Annotated in this window: 15 protein-coding genes; 4 read left to right on the plus strand and 11 right to left on the minus strand. The window is 40.7% G+C overall.

Translation table 11 applies throughout. The features are described 5' to 3' along the window. The first annotated feature begins 235 nt into the window (after nucleotides 1–235). On the plus strand, nucleotides 236–967 hold the full coding sequence (locus tag ACHFIY_RS12575; protein WP_410846451.1) for a hypothetical protein: 732 nt from the start codon (nucleotides 236–238) through the stop codon (nucleotides 965–967). A 154-nt stretch (nucleotides 968–1121) separates the two neighbouring features. Here ACHFIY_RS12575 and ACHFIY_RS12580 read toward each other — a convergent pair whose 3' ends face one another. Genes ACHFIY_RS12580 through ACHFIY_RS12590 form a run of 3 tightly spaced genes read right to left on the minus strand, consistent with a single transcriptional unit; the run spans nucleotide 1122 to nucleotide 2430 of the window. Next, complete coding sequence (locus ACHFIY_RS12580; protein ID WP_410846452.1) at nucleotides 1122–1490, minus strand: hypothetical protein; 369 nt, start codon at nucleotides 1488–1490, stop codon at nucleotides 1122–1124. A 49-nt stretch (nucleotides 1491–1539) separates the two neighbouring features. Beyond that, nucleotides 1540–2040: an endonuclease V gene (locus ACHFIY_RS12585; RefSeq protein WP_410846453.1), complete on the minus strand. Its 501-nt coding sequence runs from the start codon at nucleotides 2038–2040 to the stop codon at nucleotides 1540–1542. 15 nt (nucleotides 2041–2055) lie between these two features. After that, nucleotides 2056–2430: a hypothetical protein gene (locus ACHFIY_RS12590; RefSeq protein ID WP_410846454.1), complete on the minus strand. Its 375-nt coding sequence runs from the start codon at nucleotides 2428–2430 to the stop codon at nucleotides 2056–2058. Nucleotides 2431–2619: 189 nt separating this feature from the next. Here ACHFIY_RS12590 and ACHFIY_RS12595 point away from each other — a divergent pair, with 189 nt between their 5' ends. Both ACHFIY_RS12595 and ACHFIY_RS12600 read left to right on the plus strand, forming a co-directional pair. Beyond that, complete coding sequence (locus ACHFIY_RS12595; RefSeq protein ID WP_410846455.1) at nucleotides 2620–4311, plus strand: S8 family peptidase; 1692 nt, start codon at nucleotides 2620–2622, stop codon at nucleotides 4309–4311. Further along, nucleotides 4311–4823: a DinB family protein gene (locus tag ACHFIY_RS12600; protein WP_410846456.1), complete on the plus strand. Its 513-nt coding sequence runs from the start codon at nucleotides 4311–4313 to the stop codon at nucleotides 4821–4823. Before ACHFIY_RS12595 ends, ACHFIY_RS12600 begins: the two co-directional genes overlap by 1 nt. Before the next feature lie 57 nt (nucleotides 4824–4880). Here the strand turns inward: ACHFIY_RS12600 and ACHFIY_RS12605 are convergent, their stop codons facing one another. The 5 genes from ACHFIY_RS12605 to ACHFIY_RS12625 form a co-directional block, all read right to left on the minus strand. Next, on the minus strand, nucleotides 4881–5216 hold the full coding sequence (locus ACHFIY_RS12605) for a HepT-like ribonuclease domain-containing protein (RefSeq protein WP_410846457.1): 336 nt from the start codon (nucleotides 5214–5216) through the stop codon (nucleotides 4881–4883). Then, nucleotides 5209–5502 carry a nucleotidyltransferase family protein gene (locus ACHFIY_RS12610; RefSeq protein WP_410846458.1) on the minus strand — a complete coding sequence of 98 codons (294 nt, stop codon included), beginning with the start codon at nucleotides 5500–5502 and terminating at the stop codon, nucleotides 5209–5211. The genes ACHFIY_RS12605 and ACHFIY_RS12610 overlap by 8 nt, the downstream gene beginning before the upstream one ends. A 104-nt stretch (nucleotides 5503–5606) precedes the next feature. After that, nucleotides 5607–6443, minus strand: coding sequence for a DUF4197 domain-containing protein (locus ACHFIY_RS12615; RefSeq protein ID WP_410846459.1), 837 nt, complete (start codon nucleotides 6441–6443; stop codon nucleotides 5607–5609). A gap of 99 nt (nucleotides 6444–6542) precedes the next feature. Next, nucleotides 6543–8039, minus strand: coding sequence for an OmpA family protein (locus tag ACHFIY_RS12620; protein ID WP_410846460.1), 1497 nt, complete (start codon nucleotides 8037–8039; stop codon nucleotides 6543–6545). A 375-nt stretch (nucleotides 8040–8414) separates the two neighbouring features. Beyond that, a complete protein-coding gene (locus ACHFIY_RS12625; protein ID WP_410846461.1) occupies nucleotides 8415–9227 on the minus strand; it encodes a 2,3,4,5-tetrahydropyridine-2,6-dicarboxylate N-succinyltransferase in 813 nt (270 codons plus the stop codon). Between the two features lie 150 nt (nucleotides 9228–9377). On the opposite strand from ACHFIY_RS12625, the gene ACHFIY_RS12630 reads away from it, so the two are divergent. Continuing rightward, nucleotides 9378–9950, plus strand: coding sequence for an L-threonylcarbamoyladenylate synthase (locus ACHFIY_RS12630; RefSeq protein WP_410846462.1), 573 nt, complete (start codon nucleotides 9378–9380; stop codon nucleotides 9948–9950). Between the two features lie 199 nt (nucleotides 9951–10149). Here the strand turns inward: ACHFIY_RS12630 and ACHFIY_RS12635 are convergent, their stop codons facing one another. The 3 genes from ACHFIY_RS12635 to ACHFIY_RS12645 all read right to left on the minus strand — a co-directional run bounded on the left by ACHFIY_RS12635 (nucleotide 10150) and on the right by ACHFIY_RS12645 (nucleotide 14313). After that, entirely contained in the window at nucleotides 10150–11595 is a 1446-nt protein-coding gene (locus ACHFIY_RS12635; RefSeq protein WP_410846463.1) for a hypothetical protein, read from the minus strand. A 253-nt stretch (nucleotides 11596–11848) separates the two neighbouring features. Further along, nucleotides 11849–12850 carry a bifunctional heptose 7-phosphate kinase/heptose 1-phosphate adenyltransferase gene (locus ACHFIY_RS12640; RefSeq protein ID WP_410846464.1) on the minus strand — a complete coding sequence of 334 codons (1002 nt, stop codon included), beginning with the start codon at nucleotides 12848–12850 and terminating at the stop codon, nucleotides 11849–11851. Nucleotides 12851–12852: 2 nt separating this feature from the next. Further along, complete coding sequence (locus tag ACHFIY_RS12645; RefSeq protein ID WP_410846465.1) at nucleotides 12853–14313, minus strand: APC family permease; 1461 nt, start codon at nucleotides 14311–14313, stop codon at nucleotides 12853–12855. Nucleotides 14314–14320 lie beyond the last annotated feature (7 nt).

Genomic DNA, 14320 nt, shown 5'->3' on the forward strand with positions numbered 1-14320 from the left:
TGTAAGATTTCTAATTGATATAAAGTCTACTTTTTGGAGGCATTGCCACTAGTTGTTTGTAAACTTCTTTTTCTTAGTATTTCTTCGCGTTTTTGTGCCTTTGTGGCTAAAAAAGCATATTAAATGTGGTGAGTAGTAACAATGAGTTGACTGATTGTAATTAAAAACCCTGTTCTAATAAAGGTTCAATTACTTTTGACTGGCTCAAATACAATTGGGGCAAAATAATATAGGAATGAATCAAATAAAGTTTACCGCAGACGAAAGGAAATTGCTCGAGGAAGTTTTACAAAAACGCTTGGACACATACGCACTTGAACCAACACCGCAAAAAACCAACAGATCTAAAGTGCCAATACAAGGCAAAACCCGGTACAAGGAAGCAATTATCTCTGTGCTTGATAAAATTTTAAAAGATGACGCTATTACTTTGAACAGGGTTGAAAAAATAATATGCAGGAGCTGCATAAAGGAATACCATGATGGCTTGCATCCCCAGCTTTATTTGCCTACGGTAATTGCTTGGTTAACCATTACTGACCATCAAATACAACTGGTACGCCAGCTTGATATGTGCAGCGATATTTTGGTTAAGTGCAGCATACCAGACAAGAGCAAACCTTTTATTAAGTTCCACAATGGCTACCGATTAGGCAACCAACTGGCAAAAATTGAAAAAATAAAACAATGCGACAAAATCCTTTTGTCAAAAGCAGGGCTAAACGATATTTATAAAATAGCATTCGTTTATCAAGACAATGCGTATTTAACCTTAAACCTAAAAGAAAACCTGTCATTAGCAGAAAATGAGTTTGTGCAGTTGGATGGCCAATCCCTAGAAAAACTGGCTGCCAGCAAGTTTACCATGCTCACAACAAAAGACATAGCCAAAACAATGCTGGCACTATGCGAACCCTACCACTACCCCGAAAATGTTTTGGAAAGTGTGGGCATATTGCTGGATTAGTAGTTTTTTTTGGGGAGGGTATGCTTTATAAAAGTAATAATTCTATACATTGCCTTTTTCAACTAGCGTATATGTGTCTTATTTTGTTGCTAAAAGCAACAGCATAGGGCTACGAGGTTATAAGCCTCGTAAAACAAGGGACTTTTCGCCACAATTATGCCAGTAACTTGAAATTACTCCAACCAACTAGCAATATTTTTATGTCTTCATAAGGAAAGATATCAGTACTGGTAACATAGCCTGTACTATTTTTATTAAAAAATATCAAACCTGCAGGCACTAATTCTGTATCATAATTATCAATACTATACATAGTCGTATCCAAATTTTCAAAATCAAATTGCCTATTGATACATTTATCAATATCTGCTATAAAATCAATAACATCATCTGGATGTGAATTCCCCCATTTACTAATAAAGCCAGATAAATAATGTGTACCGTGAACTTCTTTTATCCCACTTGGCTTTTTTATAAAACTGATACAATATTTGTTCATGGTTTGTAATAACTCTTGATTCATAAAAAATGACTTATTTGAATCTCTAATTTCTATTTCCGTTTGTATAATCCTACACCTCCTTCGTTACCCTATCCAATTCCTTTAAAACAGTAGGTATCCTAAAACTGCCTTTCATATTGCGAACCAAATTGGCAGCTTCGCTTACATCCATCCCAATGGCAGATACAAACAAAGGGTTTTTGCTTTCTCCCCGTGTAATTGGCAACACAGTTCCCTTATTGCTGAAAAAAGATGTTTTGGCTACGCCGATTATCGGTATTGTTTTGCCCAAAGCCTCCCACAAATGGCCGCCTAGCCCATAGTTTTTATCATTGTCAATAAACACATACCCATCTATAATAATAGCTTCCAATTGACTCAACTCCACGTTCTCCATTATTTTCATGATGCAAGGAAGTTCCCTTTTGTAAAATTTCCCGGAAACATAGGGTTCAACATTTTCTATCCATTCCACAATAATCGAAGCAGGCTGTTCATCCTCCCAATTAAAAAGTACACCTACAGCTTTTGCAGTATCGTCTCTGTAATAAATATCTAAGGCTAGTAGCATGTTTAAAATTTATTGTTAGTCCAGCAAGTTGTATTTAGCCACTAATTCTGAATATGTAGTATCTGAAACAACACGGATATGCGATGTTACATTTCCATTAATATCATATTCTGTTGTATCCATTGAAAAGTGTATCCCTATCGTCAAACATTCACTTTTAAGTTCTCCTGTAGGGTAATATTCATTATCCCAACCAATATGTTCACCATTTTTATATTCATCCTCAAACTGTATATCTTTTGTATCTGGGAAATAATCAATAATCGCATATCCAGTAAATAATTGATCTTGGTAACCCATAATCAAATTACCACCTCCTCCGGAAGCATGGCTAATAATTTCTAAATCATTATAAGGCACCCTTATTTTATGCGGTTGTTTTAAACTCATGATCATTTATTTTCTGTCATTAGTATCAATATTCAGGTTCTAAGATACAGCAATCTCGCAATTTCACCCATATCTAAAAGGTTTATATATCAGGAAATTTACCACCGCATCAAAAAGTTTTTGTAAAAAAACCATCAAGCAAGTGTTTGCAAGCCGCTTTTACGCATTTTTGCATATATAACAAATAACATGAGAATATTAGTGTGGATAGTACTTGCCTTTGGCATTTCAGCTTCGTTTGCCCAAACTACACCCAATCAAGACAGCCTGAAAGGCTGGTACCTGAAAGACAAAGCAACAGAAGGCTTTGCAGGCATTAGCCTGAACAAAGCCTACCAGTTTTTGCAAGGCAGGAAAAGCACGCCCATCATAGTGGCGGTAATAGATTCTGGCATAGATACACTGCACGAAGACCTGAAACCCATTTTATGGACAAACCCCAAGGAAATACCGGGCAATGGCATAGACGATGATGGCAATGGCTATGTGGATGATGTGCATGGCTGGAATTTTTTGGGCGGCAAAGACGGAACTGAGGCAGAAAAAGCATCTTCTGAAAAGGCAAGGGTCTATCACGGCTTCAAAAACCTTTACCTCGGCAAAAATATTGACACCAACAAACTGAGCAAAGACGAGCTTTGGCAATACAAAATGTGGAAGCGGTCTGCCGCGCAAATAGAACCAAACCCCGAAACGGCTGATGAAATAAAAGGGCTAACTAGGTACATGCAAAAAATGGACGAATGCGATTCTATCATTACCAAGGAAACGGGCATGCGTGATTTTAGTGCCGATGAGCTAGAAAAACTATCCCTTACCAGCATCGAAGGCAAGCAAGCCAAGATGATACATTTGAATTTGCTGAAAATGCTAAGTTCGGGGGCTGATGCCAAAACCAGCCTTATTAAGCAGTTGCTAAATGAGCAGTTGAGCCATTTGCAGGACGAGGTGCAGGAAAAAACAACCGCACCAGTGGATGTACACGCCACGATAATTAAAGACAACTACAAGGACTTTAACGACAGGTATTATGGCAACACCAATATCATGGGCAAAGGCAGCATGCACGGCACGCATGTGAGCGGCATTATTGCGGCTGCCCGCAACAACGGCGTGGGCATGGACGGTATTGCAGACAATGTGAAAATAATGATGATCAGGGCAGTGCCAGATGGCGATGAGTATGATAAAGACATTGCCCTAGCCATCAGGTATGCGGTGGACAATGGCGCCAAGGTAATAAACATGAGTTTTGGCAAAAGCTACTCTCCCCAAAAGAAATGGGTGGACGAAGCCTTCCAATACGCAGCATCGAAAGACGTGCTGCTGGTACACGCAGCAGGCAACGATGGAAAAAACATAGACAGCACAGAAAACTACCCGAGTGCCGACTTTTTATCTGGCGGCCACGCCAGCAACGTAATAACCGTTGGTGCAAGCAGCGATGCTGCCCTTACGGGTAGCTATGTGGCAGGCTTTAGCAATTATGGCAAAAATGGCACGGATGTTTTTGCTCCGGGCGTTCAGATATACAGCAGCTTGCCAGGTGGCAATGCTTATGGCTTTTTAGATGGTACCAGCATGGCAACCCCAGTTGTGGCTGGCTTAGCAGCGTTGGTACGGTCCTACTTCCCAAAACTGTCTGCGGTGCAAACCAAAGAGGCTATTGAGCTATCGATTAGTAAACTAGACAGTACTGCAAGCGTTTATATGCCCGGCACACAAATGCTTGTAAACATGAGTGCCTTGTGCCATAGTGGAGGCTTGATCAATGCCTATGGTGCCGTAACAGAAGCAGACATATTGAGCAAAGGCCCAGGGAAAGACAAAAAGGTTAAATTGCCCAAAACCACTTTTAAAAATACTAAAGTAAAAGCATAATGGCAAGGCCAACAGGGGGTACATACCACCCAATATACCAGCAGCCCTATATTGATGCTGCCCAAGGGGAGACAATTGGCGAGTTAATAGCTAGTTATAGCCAAAGGCTTATTGCATTTATCAATGCCATACCCGAAGCAAAGGCAAATTACAGCTATGCTGAAAGCAAATGGACAGTGAAACAAGTATTGCAGCATATAATAGACACGGAGCGGATATTTACATACCGTGCATTGTGCATCAGCCGTGGCGAAACAACCAACCTGCCGGGTTTTGATGAAAACAGCTATGCAGCGAATGCCCCTGCCCAGCATAGGACATTGGCAAGTTTAAAAGAAGAATTTGCCTTGGTAAGAAAATCTACCGATATGCTGTTTGCTTCTTTTACAGAGAAGCAATTGCAGCGGGTAGGCACTACCAACAACTATATGGTTAGCGTGAATGCACTGTGCTTTATTGTTTTTGGGCATAACCTGCACCATGAAAAAGTGTTGAGGGAAAGGTATTTATAAAATATTAAATCAAAAAAGAAAGGGCATCTTGTAAGTTAATTTCTCCTTTATGTCTATTCAGAAGTTCAAGTTGTTTAATTTCTCTATTAAATCATCTAGAAATAAATTCCTAATTTGCCAAACAATAGCATAATCAATTCCAAAATAGTCATGAACAATTCTATTTCTAAATCCTCTTATTCGATGCCAATCAATTTCTGCATGTTTATCCTTAAAACTTTCAGGTAAACGATTGGCTGCCTCGCCTATTATTTCAAAATTTCTAATAACAGCATCTACGGTTTTACTATCATTGATAAAGTCTTCAAAAGAAAGGTTTTGGGTATAATCAAGGATTTTGTTGCTACTGTCAATAATATCTTCGACAAGTAACGATGCATTTCGGCTAGACATATATTATTTCCGATTCAAACTGGTTAAAATATTGGTGTTTCACCCCATTTTTAGATACCAAATCCACGTTTTTTTTTAGTTTCAGTTCAATAAAGTTAGCTAGGTCTATAAATTCAATTCCAATAGGTTGGCTAAAATCAACAATAATGTCGATATCGCTAGAGGAAGCATTAAAATCCTCACGGACAATAGACCCAAACAAACCAATTGAACTAATATGATATTTAGCTATCAATTCTGGTTTGATTTGTTCAAGAATTTGTTTTATTTTATTCAAGTTTGTCATGCTGCAAAAATAACGAAAGTTTTAGTTTCGTTAAAACAACTCATTTTTTAGTATAAAAAAAAGCCCCAGCAAAATGCCGAGGCTTAAATTTTCCAACCAACAATCTATTTTCCACCGAATACTTTCTTCAACAAATCTGTTGTCTGGGCAACAGGGTCTTTGCGGATTTTTTGTTCTTCTTGGCCTACCGATGTAAACATGCCTGCCAAAGCCCTATCAGTAACATAGGCAACTAGGTCTGTATTTATTTTCTTTACAAACGGTATTTTGTTGTAGTAGCTAGTTAGCGTAGTCCAATAGCTAGTAGCATCTACTTTATCCAACGAGGTTTGTATAACCGGGGAAAAAGCAGCTGTTAACTGGCTAGTGGTTTTTCCTTTTAGATATTCAGTGGCCGATGTGTCGCTGCCTTTCAATATGCCAACTGCATCTGTAATGGTTATGCCTTTAATGGCATTTACAAAAATAGGTGCTGCGCTTTTAGAAGCATCTTCCGCTGCCCGGTTCATGCTCAGGATGGCATCGTCAACTTGTTTGCCCATGCCATATTCACGGAGCGTATTCTCAAGTTTTTGTGCTTCAGGTGGCATTAATATTTTCAACGCTGCATTGCCAAAAAAACCGTTTACCGAGCTTAATTTTGATGCCGCATTTTGAACGCCTACTTGCAATGCTTCTTTCAAGCCGCTGCTAATGTCTAAAGTAGAAAGGGATTTTGAGCCACCAGTAATGCCTGAAAGCAACCCACTTAAACCGCCACCGCTGCTCTGGGTAGTAGTTGTAGTAGTAGTTGTAGTGCTGGAGGAAGCACCAACAACACTACTATCTTTAGCAGGTGTTGCCGTTTTCGGTACAACTTTTTTCTTTTTTTTCGCTTTTTGTGCATCAGCGTTACCTACGGTTATTACCATCAAAGCCGCCGCAATTAAAATTTTGTACATTTTATATTTTTTAATAGAAGCCGAAAAATAAGGATGCATCGGCAACTAGAAAAGTTAAAGGATGAAAAAGTAATTTACTATCTGGTGAACTGTAAAATTTTACTTCAAGAACAACTCAAGCTCTACCCTCCTGTTCAATGCCCTGCCCACAGCAGTAGAGTTGGTAGCTACCGGCCTCGTTTTGCCATAGCCTATGGCATCTAGCCTGCTGGCAGATATACCTTTTTCAGATAAGTACCTTTTTACGGCATCTACCCTCGCTTGCGACAATTCCATATTGTAGCTATCGCCACCTACATTGTCAGTATGCCCGCTTACCCTAAGGTCATAATCTGGGTATTGGTTAATAATGTCAACCACTTCGTTCAGCATTGGGTAAGACTCAGGCTTAATTATGGCCTTGGCCGTTTCAAAATAAATGCCCCGGGTAGCAAATTTCAAACGTTTTTTTACCTCTGCAGAAATTTCTGGGCAGCCCCTGTTCGATTTTGGCCCCGGTGTGTTCGGGCACCTATCAATCCTGTCTGGCACACCATCGCCGTCTGTATCTGTGTTGTCTTCTGTTGATGCTGGAGGGCAACCAGTTGCGTCTACCACGGAACCCCTTGGAGAATTAGGGCATTTGTCACGGGAGTCTGGAACGCCATCCCCATCAGAATCTGGGTCGTAATTATTGTTTCTGTTGCTATTGTTATCTGGGCAGCCATGATTACTTACCAAACCTGGTACATCTGGGCAGGCATCGTCTATATCAGCCACAAAATCGTGATCCCTATCTGGGCAGCCATCCAGTATTTTAGATCCAGCCACCCGAGGGCACCTGTCTAGGTAATCTGGCACGCCATCATTGTCCCAATCTTGTGGGCAACCACGAGAGTCAACTGCAACGCCCCTTGGCGTTCCCGGGCATTGATCTTTTCTGTCCCGTACACCATCGCCGTCGGAATCAGGCGATTTGTTAATGCCAAATACTAGGCCTGCACTATGCTGGACATAAATATCGTTTGCCCAAATATCGTTTCCGCCTTTTGTTATACCGTCCCACCCATCATACAAGGGCATATATACTTTGCTAGCTATCTCAAAACTTACTGTTTCATTGATACGGAAAGTAAGCCCAAGGCCTGCCAATAAATTAGCCTTTACTCCTTCTGCAATACCAGCCACAGAAGTACCGTTTATAAATTGGTGCGACTTTAAATAAGTGCCTCCAGCACCCAGCAGCAAAAAAGGGGCAACGCCTGCATCTTCCCTTAGCTGGTAGCCATTGTCAAATTTATATTTTAGCTGGAAATCGAGGGAGAGGAACTGTGCATCCACGCCCGCAGTCTTGGCATCGTTTTGATACTGTACCCAATCGTAAGAAAGGGTTTCCATGAAATTGAAAAAAGGGCTGCCATATTGCTGTAACGAAATAGCAATACCTGGCTTGTAAGACTTATAGCGAAAAAGCCCAAAATGATTGCCGTTAAGGTCTCCTGTATAATCGTTCACTGTACCAGAAAAGCCAATATAACTTGACTGTCCTGAAGATGCAACTACGCAAAGTGCAAAAACAAATGAAAGAACATATTTCATGATATTTGTATAACCCATAGAATAAAATTTTTGCACCTCCTGTTGCAAACATCCTTAGCAACAGGAGGTGCATGATTATAATTTATAGAAAGGGCAAGCAATAAAACATATTTCTAGCATTAAAAAAGCCATGCTTATTCTTGTTTATTGTTTTTCCCATCCATATAACGTATAAATGCTATCATTTATTCTATAAACCGAAAAAAAAATATAAAAAAAGTAGGAAATTTCGCAATATGCAGCTTTTTTTCATAAAAATAGCTAAAAAAAGTAAGCTAAGACACTTTAGCGGTACCCGACTTGTTACTCCCTCTTTCTCATGTTCACCTTACGATTCTTTACTAACGAATAACTTCCGCTTAATTTCCTTTTACTTGCGACCAACTCCCGCCCCTACACGCTCACATTAAAATCCCGCAACGCATCGTTCAAGCTGGTTTTTAAATCGGTGCTTGGCTTGCGGGTGCCGATAATTAAGGCACAGTTTACATAGTATTCGCCAGCAGGGAATTTTTTGGCATAAGTGCCAGGTATCACCACGCTACGGGCAGGCACACGGCCTTTGTATTCAATAGGCTCCGCCCCGCTTACATCAATGATTTTGGTAGATTGTGTTAATACTACGTTTGCCCCTAGCACCGCTTCTTTTTCTACAATAACGCCTTCTACCACAATGCTGCGGCTGCCCAAAAAGCAACCATCCTCTATAATTACTGGGCTTGCTTGCAAGGGCTCCAATACACCGCCAATGCCTACGCCACCGCTGAGATGCACATGCTTGCCTATCTGTGCGCAACTGCCTACCGTAGCCCAAGTATCTACCATTGTGCCTTCATCCACATAAGCACCTATGTTTACGTAGCTAGGCATCAATACCACATTCTTTGCCAAAAAAGCACCATAACGTGCAACGGCATGTGGCACGGCACGAACGCCTTGCGAAGCATAATCTTTTTTCAGCAGCATTTTATCGTAAAACTCGAAAGGAGGCAATGAGTAAGTTTGCATTTGTTGAATGCCAAAGTACAACAAGATGGCTTGCTTTACCCATTCGTTTACCACCCATCCTTCGGCTGTTGGCGAAGCAGTGCGCAATTGGCCCTTGTCTATCAATGCTATTACATCCCTGATGACATCTTTGTTCTCGCTGTGTTTCAGCAAGTCCCTGTCGTTCCAAATTTCTAGTATCCTTTCTTTCAAATCCATTTTTAAATCATTTTTGGCAAAAGTAAGCAGAAGAGAATTATGAGTTATAAATTATGAGTTATGAGTTAAAATCAAAAGACGTTTAAATTTATAATTCATATCTCATAATTCATAATTAACTAATCTATTTTTGCAGTTAGAAAGTAAAAAATGGAATTATTTTTAGATGATATAAGCCATTGCCTGAAAGTATTGGAAGAAGGCGGATTGATACTGTATCCAACAGATACCGTGTGGGGTATTGGCTGCGATGCCACCAACGAGGCAGCCGTGGCTAAAATTTACGCCCTGAAACAAAGAGTCGATACAAAAAAAATGATTGTGCTGGTAGCAAGTGAGCGGAACATACTGCACTATGTAACCAGCCCAGACTTGGAAGTGTTTAATTATTTGGCTAGTGCAACAAAGCCGACCACTGTTATATATGATGGCGTGATAGGCATGGCTGAAAATATTTTGGGCGAAGACCGCAGCGTGGCTATCCGTATTTGTGGGGAAACTTTTTGTAAGCACTTACTCAAGCGTTTCCAAAAACCGATAGTAAGCACATCGGCAAATATCAGCGGGCAAGCCACGCCTTCTTTTTTCCCAGAAATTGACAAAGCCATTATAGATGGGGTAGATTATGTAGTGAAATACAGGCAGGATGACAATACCCCTAGAACCCCATCGGCAGTAGTGAAATGGGAAAAAAACGGCAACCTCACCGTGATACGGGCTTAGGGCTAGAGGGTAGTGTTGTCTATTTGTTACGACTAATCAACTCATATTGCCACAAAGGCACGACTGCCAAAGAAGCACTAAGGGTTTAAGGGAAAGAAGAAAATGTAAGGCGTGCAATCTTTTTTTCTTAGTGATGCTCCGTGGTTTCGTGCATTTAGCAATCTGCTTCTCCAATAATGTTGATGCTTACACCCTGTATTTATTTGGCTTCCACCTCATTTGCCCTAAGCTGGTCAATCAATTTGAATGAATTTAACATGAGCTTAAATTGAACTTCAGGGAGAAGCCAATTATGCATATTGGCTTCGCAAACCATGGTATATTGAGAAATAGCTGCTGCTAAATTATTTTCTTCGATATTAACCAGTATTTTAGTGAGCCAAAATGTATGGTACTCCCATTTGCTAAATGTTTTTACCAATGGAAATGCAGCTAACAGGTTTTGAGCCTTTAAAACATAAGCTATGCTAGGGTCTGGGTTGCCTTGAAAATAGGTGCATAGGGCTAGGTACAGCTTTGCTATAGGATATTGCATAGCCATTTTTTTTATAGTGGGTTTCACTAGTTGCTCTAGCTTATCCATCTTCATAGCAACAGACTTTGAATATAAGTAAGTAATAACAATTGGGTTATCCATATAAAGGTTAGCCATGTTTAAGTGCAAATCATGCACCTGCCTCTCCAATTCATCCTTGTCTAGCAAATGCTTTTGTGCAAGAATAAATTTGTCCATTGTTGCTGCCGCAGCAGCAACACCTGCCTCAATTTGCCCGTTTACCCATGAAGGCACATCTAGGGACGAGTCGAACAAAGAAAATTCTTTTGACAATAATGCGCCAAATTCAGCGGGCATTTCTCCCCAAATCCCCCTCAGTATACGCAAAGCAGCCTCTAGCCTAAGGCTGGTTTGCTCCAGTAGGGAACGGGCTTTTATTTTTTCTTCATCTAAAAAATCTTCATATACAATAAACCTCACGGTGCTTTCATTAATATCCCCATCCTCAAATTCCTCTATCCTTTTTGTTTTGGCAAGATCTTCAGGATTAGCAAATTCCATTTCGTATTCGTCATCATCGTCATTGTAGTCATGCTCTTCTTCGTAGTTCTCCATGCCTATCGTGTACCTAAAATTGCCTTCACCCGCATTTTTTAATAGTTTGTCATAGGCATACTTGTATTTTAAGCTAGTGCCAGGGGCTATCATCAAATGTGGGTTGCCTTTTTCATCGCCTACTGGTATATCTAGCAGGGGTATGTTGTCGTTGTCGTTGTCTTCCTCTAGTATAAAACGGGTAATGGCAAAATCCGGGTGTGGGGGAATGTCAAAGTCAAGTGCAAAATCGTGGCCTGCATAGATAATATTGTGTGCTAGGTTATAGTCTATTTCCATAGTAAAGTTCTTGAAAGGCGTTCCTTTAAAGAATTCACTCTCGTCAACATTAAAAGAATAACTGGTGTCTTTTATGCCTAGGCACAGCAAGTCAACCAAGTACAAGCCCGCAGTTACGTTGCCGTTTATATGCCGCCTCGTTACAATTATGCTGGCGATGCGTGCCGATGCCCAGTCTCTATTGATGATACATTTGTAAATGGGCAGTTTCCTTGCTTTTGTTTCTATGTATTTTTTAGGCGATAATTCTTGCATGTTGCGTTTTTTTTTAGAATATGTGTTACTACTCAAGTAATTTTTCGCCACTAAGTCACGAAAACACAAAGAGACACAAAGGAAATAAAGAAGAAGAAAAGAAAAAAAGAACCTCCTTTATGTTATATAATACCCATTAACCTTCTTTTTCTTTGTGCTGCTTCGTGTATTGGTGCCTTTGTGGCATAAAAAGATAGCCAATACAATGGCTGTAAAATAAATTACTGGGGTTTGAAACTATCGCAAATAGTTACTAAGATATGTGCAATAATGCCTTGCATTCATTGAATAGCTTTTGCTTGTCAATGGCCACAGTGCCTACCTCCTCGCAAACAAGGCCGCCGGCTATATTGGCTATTTCTGCTGCCAAATGAATGTCTTTTGTGGTTGCATATACCAACGATGCCACAGCTATTACGGTATCGCCAGCCCCGCTTACATCGGCAATGGTGCGTATGTGCGTAGGAATGATGGCCGACTGGCTATTTAATTGATAGAATACCCCTTTTTCTGACAAGGTAATAAGGGAAACTTGGTGTTGCAATTGCTGGTTTAGTTGCCAATGGATATTGCTAAGCGTATCAGGGTTAATTTCTTCTATTAATAAATTAAGCCCTTCTTTTACTTCTTTCAGGTTGGGCTTAAAAATTTCAACACCTTTATAAGCGAAGAAATTTTTGCGCTTGGGATCTACAGATGCAATGATGCTATGTTGCTTGCACAAGGCAATCGCTTCTGTAATAACTCTTTCTGTTAATACGCCTTTGTTGTAATCTTCAAAAACTAAAACATCGGGCTTGTGGGTGGAAATGCAATTTACCAATTGCTGCAACAACAAATCCTCTTCTTCCAGAGAAATATCCTTGGTTATTTCCGTGTCTAGCCGCATCATTTGCTGGTTACTGCTAATGATGCGTGTTTTGTTGGTGGTTATCCTTTTGGCCGATGTGGTGAGGTATGTGGTATCAATGCCTTGCTGGCTGTACAAAGCAGTTAGTTGTTCCCCATCGTTGTCAGCGCCAATAATAGAAACAACAAAGGTAGCAGCACCAAGGGCAACAGTGTTCAAGGCAACATTTCCCGCCCCGCCAATACGCTGTTCCTTGCTGCTCACAGCAACAATAGGGACAGGCGCCTCCGGCGATATACGCTCCACCTTGCCAAACAAATATGTGTCCAGCATTACATCGCCAATAACGGCTACTTTAATGTTGCCGAAGGCACTAAACAATTGCTCAAAGTTCTCAAAATTCATTGCTACGCTTGCTGTTTGTTATTTGCGGCTGCAATATAATACAACGGTATGCCTATAAGCGTAATAATTAAGCCCGGCCATGTATATTCTGGTTTGTAGATGATTAATAAAATACAAAAACTAATGCCCATTACTATGTACAAAGCTGGCAAAAATGGATAGCCGAATGCTTTGTATGGCCTATCGGCATCGGGGCGTTTTTTTCTTAGGATAAAAATACCAGCGATAGTCAGCACATAAAATATCACGACTATAAACGATACCATGTCTAGCAAATCGCCATATTTACCGCTTAAGCAAAGCAGGGCAGCTACAATGCACTGTGCCCACAATGCCCATGCTGGCACGGCATTTTTATTGAGCGTGCCTGCTTTTTTAAAGAACAAGCCATCTTTGGCCATGGTATAATAAACCCTTGCACCAGCCAATATCAACCCATTGTTGCACCCAAAGGTAGAAATCATAATAAGTACCGCTATTAAAATAGTGCCAATGTTGCCAAAAATAGCATTAGCTGCTGCCACTGCTACCCTGTCTTTTTCCACATGCGCCAGCACGTCTAAAGGTAAAACAGCGATATAAACTAAGTTGGCAGCCACATAAATAAGGGTTACAATCAATGTACCTAAAAACAAGCTAAGCCCAATGTTTTTTTGTGGGTTTTTTATTTCCCCGGCTATAAAGGTTACGTTGTTCCAAGCATCGCTGCTGAAAACAGAGCCTACCATGGCTGATGCAATGCCACCCATTAGCGCGGCACCTGCTATGGGCGCTACGCTAAAACCAGATACAGGGTTGCAGCTATCTATCATGGTTGCCTTGGTTGCTGCCCAAGTATTTGCCCAGTTTGCGTGCCAAACAGCGGGATTAAAAGCAATGAAACCGGCAATAATCAACCCAAAAAGGGCGACAAGCTTGGTACTGGTAAATATGTTTTGTATCCATTTGCCGCCTTTTACCCCCCTAGTATTGGTGTAGGTGAGCAACACGATCAATATAATTGAAACCACTTGTGCCGCACTAATAGAGAATAAGGTAGTGCCGCCGCAACTGTTTACCCCGGTTGCTATTTTTATCAATTTATGGTCTTCGCTTAGGGTAGGTATTAAATAAGCGGCAAATTTGGAAAATGCTACTCCTACTGCTGCAATGGTACCTGTTTGTATCACCGAGAAAAAACTCCAGCCATACAAAAAGCCAACCAATGGGTTGTAACTCTCTTTTAGGTACACATACTGGCCACCAGCTTTTGGGAACATAGCACTTAGCTCGCCATAGCTTAATGCTGCGGTAAGTGTCATAAACCCTGTAATAAGCCAAACGGCTATTAGCCACCCTGCACTGCCCACATCCCTAGCAATACCAGCACTTACTATAAATATACCCGACCCAATCATGCTTCCAGCAACAATCATGGTGGCATCTGCCAGCCCAAGCGTAGGTTTAAAGTTGGTAGTACTCATACGTTTC

This window comes from Parasediminibacterium schistidii, from assembly GCF_046546515.1.
In the GTDB taxonomy this organism is placed as follows: domain Bacteria; phylum Bacteroidota; class Bacteroidia; order Chitinophagales; family Chitinophagaceae; genus Parasediminibacterium.